This window comes from Blautia sp. St.27G3, assembly GCF_059728505.1.
The window spans coordinates 608,976-623,203 of the sequence record NZ_BAAGFO010000002.1 but is presented as its reverse complement, the minus strand read 5'-3'; the positions used below and the strand labels follow the sequence as shown (position 1 = coordinate 623,203).

Here is a 14,228-nt window from a genome sequence, read left to right as displayed (position 1 = left end):
GAATGACCTGGGGGAATCAATCCCAAAACGGGGTTTCAGGAAACAAGTTACCCCTTACTTTTGGATTGATTCCCCCAGGTTTGATTTTGAGCAGCGTTTTGTAGTTTCGAACAAACGAAACATTTTGTAACTCCGCGCAAATTAATGATGCTTGCTACTTGCAGGAAAAATTAAGGTGCGATAGCCCTGCCCCGATGCCAGATCTGGCGGATTTCCAGGTTCTGATCAAGCAGGACGATGTTTGCATATTTCCCTGGCTCCAGTGTGCCATAATCATCAGATAATCCGATTGCGCGCACTGGATTTGTGGCAGCGCATTTGATGACGCTTGCGAGAGGGATTTTCATTTCTTTGACAGCGGTGCGGACACAGTCCATCAGATTGGTAACGGACCCAGCCAGTGTGCCGTCTTCCAATACGGCAAGGTTTCCATTTACGTGTACGGTCTGTCCGCCAAGGTCGTAAGTGCCGTTTTTCATACCTGTGGCGCGCATACTGTCACTGATGAGGATAATGCGGTCATCGCCGAAAATCTTAAATGTGGTGCGGACGGCAGACGGATGTATATGGACACCGTCGCAGATCAGCTCCACCATACATGTTTCATGATCTGCTGCCGCGCCGATTGGACCAGGCGCGCGGTGTGAAAAGGGCGGCATGGCGTTGTAAAGGTGAGTCAATTGACTGGCACCACAGGAGAGTGCCTCTTTTGCAGTGTCGTAGTCCGCCACAGTGTGTGCCAGGGAAATATTGGTTTCCCCGGCATTTTTTTTGATGAAGTCAAGTGCGCCTTCTGTTTCTGGTGCAACGACGACTGTACGGATTTTATTTCCGGAAATATGTTGCAGGCGGCCGAGCATCGCGCTGTCTGCGGTGCGGATATAGTGTTCATTCTGCGCGCCTTTTTTTGCGGTGCTGATAAAAGGGCCTTCCATGTAAAGACCGCAAAAATCCGCTCCGTTTTCGCAGTCGAAGTCTTTTGCAGTTTGGCAGATGGCCAAAAGCGTCTCTTCCGGCATGGTCATGGTAGCGGGTGTGATGGAGGTAATGCCATGGCGCAGCTGGTATTCGGCGATTGTCCGAAAGGCTTCCTGCGTACCGTCGCAGCAGTCAGCTCCCATACATCCGTGGAAATGAATATCGGTAAGGCCCGGGATGACATAAGCTCCGCAGGCGTCAAACGTACATTCTTCTGCGGCGAGCGCATTGTATTCGCATTCTGAGAGGATGCGGTTATGCGACAGATAAACGGTATTTGCTGCAAAGCTTCCGTCTGCCTGAAAGGCTAACCCGTTTATGATTTTCGTTTTTTGCGCCATATTGATACTCCTTTAGATCAGTTCTGTACATTTGGAAAGCGCAGCCTCATCTGCGACAACGGTAACGTCGTTGTGAAGCTGAAGGATGGAAGCCGGTACCTGTGGTGTTACAGGACCGAAAAAGGCTTCTTTTACGATGTCAGCTTTATCTGCGCCGGATACAACCACAACGATTTTGTGCGCAGACATAATGGTCTTGATTCCCATGGTATAAGCCTGACGCGGTACGTCATTTTCTGATACAAAGAAACGCATGTTGGCTTTAATGGTGCGCTCGGACAGTGTAACACAGTGTGTCTCTTTCTCGAAAGCAGTTCCCGGTTCATTGAAACCGATATGGCCGTTATGTCCAAGGCCGAGAAGCTGAAGATCTACACCACCCAGGGAGTGGATGATATCATTGTACTGGCGGCAGGCCTTGTCGCTGTCTTCTTCCGTACCGTCCGGCAGAAAGGTGCGGCTTTTGTCAATATTTACTTTGCTGAATAGATGATCATTCATGAAATAGTAATAGCTCTGATCATTTTCTTTCGGAAGTCCTTTGTATTCGTCAAGATTCACGGTTGTGACTTCGGAAAAATCGAGATCCCCCTGATTGTATGCGTCAACCAGCTGCTTGTAAGTACCGATCGGCGTTGAACCGGTCGCAAGGCCGAGTACACAATGAGGCTTCATGAGAATCTGTGCAGAAATAAGGTTAGCTGCCTTGCGGCTGAGATCGCTGTAATCTTTGGCTTTTAAAATTTTCATAAAATAATATCCCCCGATGGTTTAATGGTGTATTTGCAAAGCCAGGGCTTTGCACAAAAATACTATAACATAAGTGGATGTTTGGTTTCAATAGAGGAATTGAAGGTCTTAGGGGACGGGCTGTCGCCCTATAGAACATAGAAATCGGCCTCCCGCTTCCATGCAAGCATGGCGCGGGAGGCCGATTTCTATGTTCTGCACGGCTCGTAGCTTTCGTGTCAGTTGTCCTCTGGTTTGCCTTCCGTGGTGTAGACCTGTCTCTTGCGGGCCATTTCATCACTTTCAAGGTATTCATCATACGTTGTAATCTTGTCGATCATTTTACCGTTCGGCAGGAATTCCATAATCCGGTTGGCTGTTGTCTGAACAATCTGATGGTCGCGGGAGGAGAAAAGCAGTACCCCCGGAAATTTGATCATGCCGTTGTTCAGGGCAGTGATGGATTCCATGTCCAGATGGTTGGTCGGTTCATCCAACAGAAGGACGTTTGCACCGGAAATCATCATCTTGGAGAGCAGGCAACGTACGCGCTCGCCTCCGGAGAGTACTTTGAGCTTTTTGACACCGTCATCACCGGCAAAGAGCATACGGCCAAGGAAGCCGCGGACATAGGTGGCATCCTTAATCTCAGAGAACTGAGTCAGCCAGTCAACGATGATCAGGTCATTGTCAAACTCTTTTGTGCTGTCCTTCGGGAAATAAGCCTGGGAGGTGGTAACACCCCACTTGTAGGTGCCTTCATCGGGCTCGATTTCACCCATGAGAATCTGGAAGAAGGTGGTCTTTGCAAGCTCGTTGCCGCCGATAAAGGCTACCTTGTCATCGTGTCCCAGGGTGAAGGTGATATTGTCCAGTACTTTTACGCCGTCGATGGTCTTGGAAAGATTTTCAACCTTGAGCACTTCGTTTCCGATTTCACGGTTTGGACGGAAATCAATGTACGGATATTTCCGGCTGGATGGTTTAATCTCGTCAAGCTGGATTTTCTCAAGCGCACGTTTTCTGGAGGTCGCCTGCTTGGATTTGGAAGCGTTCGCGGAGAAACGGGAGATGAACTCCTGCAGCTCCTTGATCTTTTCTTCTTTCTTTTTGTTGGCTTCTTTCATCTGCTTGATCAGAAGCTGGCTAGACTCATACCAGAAATCATAGTTTCCGGCGTAAAGCTGAATTTTGCCGTAGTCGATATCTGCAATCTGTGTACAGACTTTGTTCAGGAAATAACGGTCATGAGAAACGACGATGACTGTGTTGTCAAAATTGATCAGGAATTCTTCCAGCCAGTTGATGGCTTCGAGATCCAGGTGGTTGGTCGGCTCGTCAAGCAGAAGAATATCAGGATTACCGAACAGGGCGCGCGCAAGGAGTACCTTCACCTTCTGATTACCGTCGAGATCTTTCATCAGCATATAGTGGAAGGACGGGTCGATTCCGAGGCCGTTGAGCAAAGTGGCGGCGTCAGATTCCGCCTCCCAGCCGTTCATCTCGGCAAATTCGCCTTCGAGTTCGCTGGCGCGGATTCCGTCCTCATCAGAAAAATCCTCTTTGGCGTAGATGGCGTCCTTTTCCTTCATAATATCATAGAGACGCTGGTTGCCCATGATAACCGTGTCGAGTACCGGATACTCATCGTATTTAAAATGATCCTGTTCCAAAACGGAGAGACGCTGACCAGGCGTCATGGACACGTCGCCTTTTGAAGTTTCGAGCTTTCCGGAAAGGATTTTCAGGAACGTTGATTTTCCGGCTCCGTTGGCACCGATCAGGCCGTAGCAGTTGCCTTCAGTAAATTTGATATTTACATCTTCAAACAGAGCTTTTTTTCCGATTCGCAGAGTTACATTGTTTGCACTAATCATATTTTACCCTCATTTATATTGCTGTTATTATATTGCACTGTCTCTTATTTTACTGAAAAAATCGAAAAAAGCAAGGGAAAAATAGGGCAAGAGTTTACTTGTATTCGGAGATAAGTTGAGATAAGATATTCGCGCGGACAGTGTGCGCTGTCTTTCAAGGAAAGAAGAAGCAATAATGGTGAAAAGAACTGGTAAATTTAAGAGAAAAGAAGGGTGGATTATGATGAAATCCAAAGCCATGACAAAGGAATCAAAAAAGAAACGGGAGAAAGAACAGACAATTGATATGCTGCATGGCCCTCTGGCGGGGAAAATCATAAAGTTTACGATTCCGATTATGCTTTCAGGGATTTTGCAGCTTTTGTTTAATGCAGCAGATATTATTGTAGTGGGACGGTTTGCCGGAAGCAATGCGCTGGCGGCAGTTGGTTCCAACAGTGCATTGATTAATCTGCTGGTTAATCTGCTGGTGGGGCTGTCCATCGGCTCGGCGGTGGCGGTAGCCTTTTATTATGGTGCGTCAGAGTTGAATCAGGTAAAGGATACGATTCATACATCGGTGGCGCTCAGCATAGCAGGCGGGTTTGTCAGCGGAACACTGGGCTTTGTTTTCAGTCCGATTTTGTTGGAGCTGATGGACACACCGGAAAATATCATCGGACAGGCAACCCTGTATCTGAAAATCTATTTCCTCGGTATTCCTGCCATGTCGGTTTACAATTTTGGAAGTGCGATCATGCGTTCCCTCGGAGATACGAAACGGCCGTTGTATTATCTGATTACCGGCGGGATTGTAAATGTTGTGCTGAATGTGATCCTGGTGGCTGGATTTCATCTTGATGTGGCGGGCGTGGCCATTGCCACGGTAGTTTCACAGATGATTTCAGCGCTGCTGATTTTGCGGCATATGGCCCGGATGGAGGAATGCATCCGGCTTGAATGGAAAAAAATTCGGATTTCCAAAAACAAGCTTGTGCGGATTGCGCGGATTGGGGTGCCTGCGGGAATACAGTCAACGATCTTTTCACTTTCCAATGTATTGATTCAGTCGTCGGTCAACAGTTTCGGGGAGCTGGCGGTGGCTGGAAATTCTGCGTCCAGCAATATAGAAGGTTTTATTTACATAGCAATGAATTCTTTTTATCAGGCGGCCCAGACGTTTACCGGTCAGAATGTTGGCGGAAGAAAGTATGACCGGATTAACAAAGTATTTTTCAACTGCCTTATTATGGTAACGGCAACCGGACTTGTACTGGGGGCGATCGTGAAGCATTTTGCAAATCCGCTTCTGAACATCTACCTTCCAGGCAATGAATCGGCAATTGAATACGGAATTGCCAGAATCGAAATTATTGTGACGACCTACTTCCTCTGTGGAATTATGGATGTTTTTTCAGGGATGCTCAGGGGAATGGGGGAATCGGTGATGCCTATGGTTGTTTCGATGGTTGGGTCCTGTTTACTCCGTGTGGTCTGGATTTATACAGTATTTGCGGCAAACAGAACGCTTTCTGTATTGTACTGGTCGTATCCGGTTTCGTGGCTTGTTACAGAATCGGTACATTTGCTCTGTTATTTGTACGTGAAAAAGCGGTTGATACGGAACAATATGCACACAGCATGATGGAGAAGGCTGGTGGATTCTAAAAAACAAAAATGTTAACTTGTAAAACAAAATAGTTGACAAACAACTGGTGTTTGTGTAGAATGAAAAATGTCAACTAAAGAAGAGAAAAAGTTGACGAAAGAGGAGGATGCTATGGAGAATAAAAAATTGTCTACACAGAAGGTTGTGCTTGCGGGGATGATGGCAGCAGTGATGGCAGTGATGTCGCAGATTCAGTTTCCGCTTCCGTCAGGCGTACCGGTAACCATGCAGACGTTTGCAATGGCTTTGGCGGGGTATGTGCTGGGATGGAGATATGGTCTGATCTCCACGGCAGTGTATATTTTATTGGGAGCTGTAGGGGTTCCGGTGTTCGCTGGTTTTTCGGGCGGAATCGGGTTTGCCACAAGTCCCGCCGGAGGGTATATTTGGGGATTTCTGCCGATGGTTGCGCTGTGTGCATTTGGATATGAAAAGAAAAATTATGTATGGCTGTGTGTACTTTCCGTGCTAGGTCTTGCAGCCTGCCATTTGTTCGGAGTGATTCAGTTTTCGCTTGTCACCGGAATGGGATGGAAGGAAGCGTTTTTTGTGGCTTCCGTGCCGTATCTGGTAAAAGATGTTGCTTCTCTGGCAGGGGCTTACATAGCGGCCAAAGCTGTCCGGGCAGGTCTGAAAAGTGCCGGTGCACAGATGGCATAAAAGGGGAGAAAGAATTATGGAACTTCGTGCGCATCATCTGCTGTGTATTCCCATGTATCAGGGGCATGGCTATAGCGAAGAGTTTTGTGCTCATATGACAGAAGTAATAGAACGAATCAAAACGACAGAAGAGGAAATCCGGCCGTTGGCTTCTCCGGATGAGGTCTGTACGCATTGCCCAAATCTTGAGCCTGCTGTGCCAAAAGAAAAGGGAAGCAGGGGAGAGAAGCCGGAATCGGATATGGAGTTTCTTTTTAACCGTTACTGTGAACATGAACATCGGACGTCAAAAAAGGATGCTGATTTAATAGAACGGTTGGGACTGTGTTGTGGAAAAACGTACAGTCGCAGTGAACTGAAAGAGATTGTGCTGTCACATATGACGGAGGAAGTGTTCGATGCTTCCTGCGGAAAATGCGACTGGCGCAAGCAGGGACTGTGCAGCTTTGTGCTGTGGCAGAAAAAGTTCAGGGAATGCTTCTAAAAAGTGTAAAAATCCATGTGGTATTTATTGACAGAAATTGTTGCCCGTGTTATGTTAAAAAAGTAAACAATATAAAAGATGCAGCAAAGTGATTTACATTCCGCATAGATGTGGAACAGTAGATTTAAAAGGGAAGTCAGGTGAGATTCCTGCACGATCGGGTCACTGTAATTACGCGGCATATTCCATGACGTGAGTCAGCCATTGTGTGCGAGCATGAGAAGGCGGAATTGCCAGGAGGTAGAGTCAGGAAACCTGCTTTGCAGCGACAGTCAAATCTTCCCGCCAAAGATATTGCACTGGAATAGCTTAGAGGATATTAAGGATAAAGTGTCAGGCGGCACTTTACTTTTTGTGTTCAAAAGGCTTATCTGCGTTCCGGGAAGGGAACATGGAGGAAAAATGAAGAAAAGAGCAGTAAGTTTATTGCTGTGCGTGGGCATGGCAGCGTCACTGGTTACCGGCACAGGTGCGGTGGTCAGGGCAGAAGGAGAAACAGAAGTATTGACAGAAGCAGCAGAAGTGTCGGCAAATTATCCGCTGACGGTATCCACCTTCAATTATGCGAAGGAGCCGGTAGAGGAAACGTTTGAAAAGGCACCGGAGAGGGTTCTGACCTTCTGGCAGAATTCCCTGGAGACGATGTTGGCGCTTGGCCTGGGAGACCGGATTATCTGCGCGGTAGGAGTCAGCAAAGAGAGCGTTCTTCCAGAGCTTCAGGAGGAGTTTGATAAGGTCGCGTCCGGAAAGGAATACAATGAGTTTGTGGATACCAATGCGGCAATGAGCAAGGAATATGCGATTATGATGGAACCGGATTTCATTCTGGGCTGGAAATCCTCTTTTTCGGACAAAACCATCGGCGACGTGGATTACTGGCATGAAAATGGAATCCATACCTACATGGCACTGAATTCCAATGATATCAGTGAAAATCGTACTCTGGAAAATGAATATACCGATATCCTGACCATTGGTAGGATTTTTGACGTGGAGGATAAGGCGCAGGAAATCGTTGACGAAATGAAAGATGAGGTGGCGCGTGTTACGGAGGCTACCGAAGGACAGGAAAAGAAAAAAGTTCTGGTTGTGGAATTTATGAAGGATTCTATCTGGAATTATGACAAGACGACGCTTGCAGGAAATATGATAACAGAAATGGGCGCAGAGCTGCTGGATGCGGCAGGAGATCTCGGCGCTGAGGATCTTATTAATCTTGACCCGGATGTGATTTTTGTGATCGGTGACGAGACAAAAACAGAGAACCTGACAGGCGATCAGGGCTATGCAAGCCTGAAGGCCGTACAGAACGGAGCTGTATATGCCATTGATCTTTCCGATGTTTACACCAGCGGCGTACGTACAATCAACGGACTGAATGAGATCGGAAAAGCTCTTTATCCGGAGCTTTATACGGAGTAAGGATGAATAAGGATATGAACGACAAAAAAGCAGGTCTGATTAAAAAGACGCCAGGTTATGTGATGACTATGATTGTTTTGCTGATACTGCTGATTTTGTCTGTACTGCTTGCAGTAACTTTTGGCTCTGTGCGCATCCCTTTTCGGGATGTGTACGGAGTCATTCTGTATCAGCTATTTGGCATAGGAGATGCTTCTGTGTACGGAAGCGGAAAAATATACGACGTCGTATGCTTTATTCGTTTGCCCAGGCTGATGCTGTCCATGGCAGTAGGGATGGGATTGGCTGTATGTGGCGTCATTATGCAGGCGGTTGTGAAAAATCCGCTGGCGGAGCCGTATACGCTGGGCATTTCCTCAGGCGCGTCTCTTGGAGCCACAGTTGCGATTCTCCTGGGAGTCGGAGCGAGATTCGGATCGAACTATGTGGGCGTGATGGCCTTTCTGGGCGCATTCGGAATTTCCATCGCCGTTGTTGCGCTGGCGAATATCGGAGGAAGGGCAACGTCTGTCAAGCTTCTTCTGGGAGGAATGGCCTTAAGTTCTGTGTGCAGTTCTTTTTCAAGCTTTGTGGTATATTTTAGCAGCGATAACGATGCGCTGAAAAATGTAACGTTCTGGCTGATGGGCAGCTTTGCGGGGGCAAGCTGGGAAAACATTGCAGTGGTTTTCCCTATTGTGGTTCTGGCATTGCTGTTTTTCTGGAGTCAGTACCGCAACTTAAATCTGATGCTTTTGGGAGATGAGACGGCAATCACACTGGGAACCGACCTGCACAGGCTTCGTCAGGTTTATCTGCTGGTTTCGGCTGCGGTTGTGGGATTTGTCGTGTATTCCTCCGGTACCATCGGGTTTGTGGGACTGATTATCCCCCATCTGGTCCGAATGGTATTTGGCACGGATCATAAAAAGATACTGCCGATTTGCGCGCTGATCGGAGCAATTTTCCTGATTTGGGCGGATGTGCTCTGCCGTATTATCCTTCCCGGAATGGAATTGCCGGTGGGGCTTCTGACCTCTATGATTGGAGCTCCCTGTTTTATTTACCTGATGGTTCGAAAACGCTACGGATTCGGAGGCGGTGATTCATGAAGATTGAGACTAAGAAGGTGGAGCTGTCTCTGGGAAATGCGAAAATCCTGAAAGGGATTGACCTCCATGTGGGAAAAAAAGAGTTTGTGGGGGTGATCGGGCCCAATGGAAGCGGAAAAAGCACACTGCTGAAATGTATTTACCGGGTCCTGCAGCCGAGTAAAGGGGCTGTTTTGCTGGATGGCAAACCGCTGAAGTCTTATGCGGTGCGTGATTCTGCCAAGAAGATGGCAGTTGTGGCGCAGCATAATTATTACAATTTTGAATTTTCTGTCCGTGAAGTGGTTCTGATGGGCCGCGCACCACATAAACGGGCAATGGAAAGGGACAGCGCCGAAGATTATCAGATTGTCCGGGCAGCTCTGAAAACGGTGGGGATGAGTGCGTTTGAAGACCGTTCCTTTTCTACTCTGTCAGGCGGAGAGCAGCAGAGAATTATTCTGGCCCGGGCGCTGGCGCAGAAAACACCTTGCCTCATTCTGGATGAGCCGACAAACCATCTGGATATCAAATATCAGCTTCAGCTTATGAATATTGTAAAAGGGCTGAATCTGACGGTGATTGCAGCGATTCACGATCTGAATATAGCAGCGATGTACTGCGACCGGCTTCTGGTGGTGGAAAATGGATTAATAATAAAGAGCGGAACGCCGGAGGAAGTGCTGACGCCGGAATTTATCAAAGAGGTCTATGAAGTTGATGCGGATGTAATCAAAGATGAAAAAGGGGAAATACATATTCTTTATCATCCTACTTACAGAAAAATGAGGGAGGACAATGAAGAAAGTAGCAATGTTTAATTGCCTGAAGGCTAATGAGGTATGTGCAGGAGCAGCATGTATGAAAGCCTGGGCAACCAAAACCGGAAAGTTTACGGTTTATCAGGAGGAAGAAGTAGTGCTGACCGCCTTTGCAAGATGCAATGGATGCGGCAATATGCCGCAAAACAGCGCAGGGCTGAAAGAGAAGCTGGAAAGGCTCGTTTCGGAAGGAACCGAAGTGGTTCACTTTGGCGTGTGCACGAAAAGTAAAGACGCAGAGGAATGTCCGGTTATGACACAAATTGGAGAATGGCTGGGTGCGCACGGGATTGAAGTGGTGAGAGGGACGCACTGAAGCGGGATTGCGGGAGTATGCATGGCATACTTCCGTTTTATTTGTGAGAAGCCACAATGCAGGCGGAAACGCCTGCATTTGTATGAAGAAAAAAACAAAAAAAACAGGAAAAACAGGATGTCTGAAATGGACAAATATCGGTATATGTGCTAGAATTGAATCCGTATGAGAAGTAATAATGAGTATATGGACTCAAAAAAATAAGGAGGAATTTTCAAAATGGCAAGAAAAATGAAGACCATGGATGGTAATCATGCAGCAGCACATGCTTCCTATGCATTTACAGACGTTGCCGCTATTTTCCCGATTACCCCGTCATCCGTTATGGCTGAAGCCACAGACGAATGGGCAACACAGGGCCGTCTTAACATGTTCGGACAGACTGTACAGGTTACAGAGATGCAGTCAGAGGCAGGTGCTGCCGGTACCGTACACGGATCTCTTGCAGCAGGAGCACTGACGACTACATATACCGCGTCACAGGGTCTCCTTCTGATGATCCCGAACCTTTACAAGGTAGCTGGTGAGAGACTTCCGGGTGTATTCAACGTATCTGCTCGTGCTCTTGCAAGCCATGCACTTTCTATTTTCGGTGACCACTCTGACGTTTATGCATGCCGTCAGACTGGCGCATGTATGCTGTGTGAATCCAGCGTACAGGAGGTTATGGACCTGACACCGGTTGCTCATCTTTCTGCAATCAAGGGACGTCTTCCGTTCATCAACTTCTTTGATGGTTTCCGTACTTCCCACGAGATCCAGAAGATCGAGACATGGGATTATGAAGATCTGAAAGAGATGACAGATATGGATGCACTGCAGGCATGGAGAGATCAGTGCCTGAATCCGAACCATCCGTGTCAGAGAGGTTCTGCACAGAACCCGGATATCTTCTTCCAGGCAAGAGAAGCAATCAACCCGTACTACGATGCTATGCCGGCAATCGTTCAGGAGTATATGGACAAAGTAAACGCTAAGATTGGTACGGATTACAAGCTGTTCAACTACTATGGCGCTGCTGATGCTGAGAAGGTTATCATCGCTATGGGTTCTGTCTGTGATACAATCGAAGAGACAATCGACTACCTGATGGCAGCAGGCGAGAAGGTCGGCGTTGTGAAAGTTCGTCTTTACAGACCGTTCAGCGCAGAAGCACTGATTGCAGCTATTCCGGAGACAGTTAAGCAGATCACAGTTCTTGACAGAACAAAAGAGCCGGGCGCACTTGGCGAGCCGCTTTACCTTGACGTTGTTGCAGCTCTGAAGGGCAGCAAATTCAACGATACACCGATCTTTACAGGACGTTACGGACTTGGTTCCAAAGATACGACACCGGCACAGATCGTTGCTGTATACAACAACACAACAAAAGAAAAATTCACGATCGGTATTGTAGATGACGTGACAAACCTTTCTCTGGAACTGGGCGCTCCGCTCGTTACCACACCGGAAGGTACGATCAACTGCAAGTTCTGGGGTCTTGGCGCAGACGGTACCGTAGGTGCAAACAAGAACTCCATCAAGATCATTGGTGATAATACAGATATGTATGCACAGGCATACTTTGACTATGACTCCAAGAAGTCCGGCGGCGTTACGATGTCCCACCTTCGTTTCGGTAAGCTTCCGATCAAGTCCACATACCTGATCCACAAAGCAAACTTCGTAGCATGCCACAATCCGTCCTATGTACGTAAGTACAATATGGTACAGGAGCTGGTAGACGGCGGTACGTTCCTTCTGAACTGTCCGTGGGATATGGAAGGTCTTGAGCATCACCTTCCGGGCCAGGTGAAGAAATTCATCGCTGACCACAACATCAAATTCTATGTAATCGACGGTATCAAGATCGGTAAGGAAATCGGACTTGGCGGACGTATCAATACCGTTCTTCAGTCTGCATTCTTTAAGCTTGCAAACATCATTCCGGAGGAGCAGGCAATCGAACTCATGAAGGCTGCTGCAAAGGCTACTTACGGACGTAAGGGTGATGCGATCGTTCAGATGAACTACGATGCAATCGACGCTGGCGCTAAGCAGGTTGTTGAGATTCAGGTTCCGGAAAGCTGGAAGAACGCGGAAGCAGAGGACATCATCGCAAAGGATGTCGCAGGAAAGAGACAGGATGTTGTTGATTTCGTAAACAACATTCAGCATGCAGTAAATGCTCAGGAAGGTAACAACCTCCCGGTATCTGCATTCAAGGATTATGTAGATGGCACAACACCGTCAGGTTCTGCAGCATACGAGAAACGTGGTATCGCAGTAGATATCCCGGTATGGAATCCGGAAAACTGTATCCAGTGTAACCGTTGTGCATACGTTTGCCCGCATGCAGTTATCCGTCCGGTTGCAATGACAGAAGCAGAAGTAGCTGCAGCTCCGGAAGGACTGAAGACTCTGCCGATGACAGGTATGGCTGATTACAAGTTTGCTATCGTAGTATCTGCTCTCGATTGTACGGGATGTGGTTCCTGTGCAAATGTCTGCCCGGGCAAGAAGGGTGCAAAGGCACTTGCTATGGAAAATATGGAAGCAAACGTAGAAGCTCAGAAGTATTTTGATTATGCAGTAGAGCTTCCGGCAAAAGCTGACGTAGTAGAGAAATTCAAAGAGAATACCGTAAAGGGATCTCAGTTCAAACAGCCGCTGCTTGAGTTCTCAGGCGCATGTGCAGGCTGCGGCGAGACTCCGTACGCAAAACTGATCACACAGCTGTTCGGTGACAGAATGTTCATCGCAAATGCAACAGGATGTTCCTCTATCTGGGGTAACTCTTCACCGTCCACACCGTACACAGTAAACGAAAAGGGTCAGGGTCCGGCATGGTCCAACTCCCTGTTCGAGGATAACGCTGAGTTCGGTTATGGTATGCTCCTTGCACAGAACGCAATCAGAGGCGGTCTGAAGGCAAAAGTGGAAGCACTCGTTGCAAATGAAAATGCTCCGGCAGACGTGAAGGAAGCAGCTCAGGGCTGGCTGGATACCTACGGAGTAGGTGCTACAAACGGCACAGCTACCGACAAGCTGATCGCAGCTCTTGAGAACTGCGGATGCGAAGCTTCCAAAGAGATTCTGAAGAATAAAGATTACCTTGGCAAGAAGTCACAGTGGATCTTTGGCGGTGACGGATGGGCATACGACATCGGTTTCGGCGGCGTTGACCATGTACTTGCAAGCGGCCAGGATATCAACATCATGGTATTTGATACCGAGGTTTACTCCAACACAGGCGGACAGGCTTCCAAGTCCACACAGCCGGGTGCTGTTGCACAGTTCGCAGCTGGCGGTAAAGAGGTTAAGAAGAAAGATATGGCTTCTATCGCAATGAGCTACGGCTACGTATACGTTGCTCAGATTGCTATGGGTGCTGACTACAATCAGACCGTTAAGGCAATCGCAGAGGCAGAGGCTTATCCGGGACCGTCACTGATCATTGCTTACGCTCCGTGTATCAACCATGGTATCAAGAAGGGTATGAGCAAGGCTCAGACAGAGGAAGAACTGGCAGTTAAGTCAGGATACTGGCATCTGTTCCGCTTCAACCCGGCAGCAGAGTCCAAGTTCACACTGGATTCCAAGGCTCCGAGCGAGGACCTGATGGCATTCCTTGACGGCGAAGTTCGTTACAACTCTCTGAAGAGAGCAAATCCGGAAAGAGCTGAGAAGCTGTTTGCAAAGAACGCACAGTTCAACAAGGAAAGATATGAGTATCTGAACAAGCTGGTTACTCTGTACGGAAATGAGTAAACAGTGCTGAGCGTCAGATAACAGCAGATGAATAGAGGGCTGGGGGCATATTAGCCCCCAGTCTTTTTAACAAAGTGTAAGAACATTCTCGTGGAAGTCCAAGGAGGCGTGACTCCTGAATTTCTTATGGGA

Annotated in this window: 11 protein-coding genes and 1 riboswitch; of the genes, 8 read left to right on the top strand and 3 right to left on the bottom strand. The window is 47.8% G+C overall.

Annotated elements, in window-relative coordinates; all coding sequences use genetic code 11:
• Positions 1-170: 170 nt before the first annotated feature.
• The 3 genes from nagA to AC6I2O_RS12480 form a co-directional block, all read right to left on the bottom strand.
• Positions 171-1,319 carry an N-acetylglucosamine-6-phosphate deacetylase gene (gene nagA / locus AC6I2O_RS12490; RefSeq protein WP_120391803.1) on the bottom strand — a complete coding sequence of 383 codons (1,149 nt, stop codon included), beginning with the start codon at positions 1,317-1,319 and terminating at the stop codon, positions 171-173.
• Between the two features lie 12 nt (positions 1,320-1,331).
• Complete coding sequence (gene nagB, locus AC6I2O_RS12485; protein ID WP_120391802.1) at positions 1,332-2,069, bottom strand: glucosamine-6-phosphate deaminase; 738 nt, start codon at positions 2,067-2,069, stop codon at positions 1,332-1,334.
• A 218-nt stretch (positions 2,070-2,287) separates the two neighbouring features.
• Positions 2,288-3,925, bottom strand: coding sequence for an ABC-F family ATP-binding cassette domain-containing protein (locus AC6I2O_RS12480; RefSeq protein WP_120391801.1), 1,638 nt, complete (start codon positions 3,923-3,925; stop codon positions 2,288-2,290).
• Between the two features lie 220 nt (positions 3,926-4,145).
• On the opposite strand from AC6I2O_RS12480, the gene AC6I2O_RS12475 reads away from it, so the two are divergent.
• The 8 genes from AC6I2O_RS12475 (at position 4,146) to nifJ (ending at position 14,096) form a co-directional block, all read left to right on the top strand.
• A complete protein-coding gene (locus AC6I2O_RS12475) occupies positions 4,146-5,549 on the top strand; it encodes an MATE family efflux transporter (RefSeq protein ID WP_497742807.1) in 1,404 nt (467 codons plus the stop codon).
• 135 nt (positions 5,550-5,684) lie between these two features.
• Positions 5,685-6,233: a biotin transporter BioY gene (locus AC6I2O_RS12470; RefSeq protein WP_497742806.1), complete on the top strand. Its 549-nt coding sequence runs from the start codon at positions 5,685-5,687 to the stop codon at positions 6,231-6,233.
• Positions 6,234-6,249: 16 nt separating this feature from the next.
• Entirely contained in the window at positions 6,250-6,717 is a 468-nt protein-coding gene (locus tag AC6I2O_RS12465) for a DUF1284 domain-containing protein (RefSeq protein ID WP_120391799.1), read from the top strand.
• 69 nt (positions 6,718-6,786) lie between these two features.
• A riboswitch (cobalamin riboswitch) is annotated at positions 6,787-6,994 on the top strand.
• Positions 6,995-7,119: 125 nt separating this feature from the next.
• Positions 7,120-8,139, top strand: coding sequence for an ABC transporter substrate-binding protein (locus tag AC6I2O_RS12460; RefSeq protein ID WP_120391987.1), 1,020 nt, complete (start codon positions 7,120-7,122; stop codon positions 8,137-8,139).
• A 14-nt stretch (positions 8,140-8,153) separates the two neighbouring features.
• Entirely contained in the window at positions 8,154-9,230 is a 1,077-nt protein-coding gene (locus AC6I2O_RS12455) for a FecCD family ABC transporter permease (protein WP_497742805.1), read from the top strand.
• The gene (locus AC6I2O_RS12450; RefSeq protein WP_497742804.1) at positions 9,227-10,030 is read left to right on the top strand and encodes an ABC transporter ATP-binding protein; all 804 of its coding nucleotides are present in this window, start codon (positions 9,227-9,229) and stop codon (positions 10,028-10,030) included. Before AC6I2O_RS12455 ends, AC6I2O_RS12450 begins: the two co-directional genes overlap by 4 nt.
• Positions 10,008-10,346, top strand: a complete 339-nt coding sequence (locus tag AC6I2O_RS12445) for a CGGC domain-containing protein (protein WP_120391796.1) — start codon at positions 10,008-10,010, stop codon at positions 10,344-10,346. Before AC6I2O_RS12450 ends, AC6I2O_RS12445 begins: the two co-directional genes overlap by 23 nt.
• 219 nt (positions 10,347-10,565) lie before the next feature.
• Positions 10,566-14,096, top strand: a complete 3,531-nt coding sequence (nifJ, locus tag AC6I2O_RS12440; protein WP_120391795.1) for a pyruvate:ferredoxin (flavodoxin) oxidoreductase — start codon at positions 10,566-10,568, stop codon at positions 14,094-14,096.
• Positions 14,097-14,228: the final 132 nt, after the last annotated feature.

Excerpts from the sequence above, each read along its gene's own strand:
- nagA (WP_120391803.1), bottom strand. The coding sequence starts at position 1,319 with ATGGCGCAAAAAACGAAAATCATAAACGGGTTAGCCTTTCAGGCAGAC.
- nagB (WP_120391802.1), bottom strand. The coding sequence starts at position 2,069 with ATGAAAATTTTAAAAGCCAAAGATTACAGCGATCTCAGCCGCAAGGCA.
- AC6I2O_RS12480 (WP_120391801.1), bottom strand. The coding sequence starts at position 3,925 with ATGATTAGTGCAAACAATGTAACTCTGCGAATCGGAAAAAAAGCTCTG.
- AC6I2O_RS12475 (WP_497742807.1), top strand. The coding sequence starts at position 4,146 with ATGATGAAATCCAAAGCCATGACAAAGGAATCAAAAAAGAAACGGGAG.
- AC6I2O_RS12470 (WP_497742806.1), top strand. The coding sequence starts at position 5,685 with ATGGAGAATAAAAAATTGTCTACACAGAAGGTTGTGCTTGCGGGGATG.
- AC6I2O_RS12465 (WP_120391799.1), top strand. The coding sequence starts at position 6,250 with ATGGAACTTCGTGCGCATCATCTGCTGTGTATTCCCATGTATCAGGGG.
- AC6I2O_RS12460 (WP_120391987.1), top strand. The coding sequence starts at position 7,120 with ATGAAGAAAAGAGCAGTAAGTTTATTGCTGTGCGTGGGCATGGCAGCG.
- AC6I2O_RS12455 (WP_497742805.1), top strand. The coding sequence starts at position 8,154 with ATGAACGACAAAAAAGCAGGTCTGATTAAAAAGACGCCAGGTTATGTG.
- AC6I2O_RS12450 (WP_497742804.1), top strand. The coding sequence starts at position 9,227 with ATGAAGATTGAGACTAAGAAGGTGGAGCTGTCTCTGGGAAATGCGAAA.
- AC6I2O_RS12445 (WP_120391796.1), top strand. The coding sequence starts at position 10,008 with ATGAAGAAAGTAGCAATGTTTAATTGCCTGAAGGCTAATGAGGTATGT.
- nifJ (WP_120391795.1), top strand. The coding sequence starts at position 10,566 with ATGGCAAGAAAAATGAAGACCATGGATGGTAATCATGCAGCAGCACAT.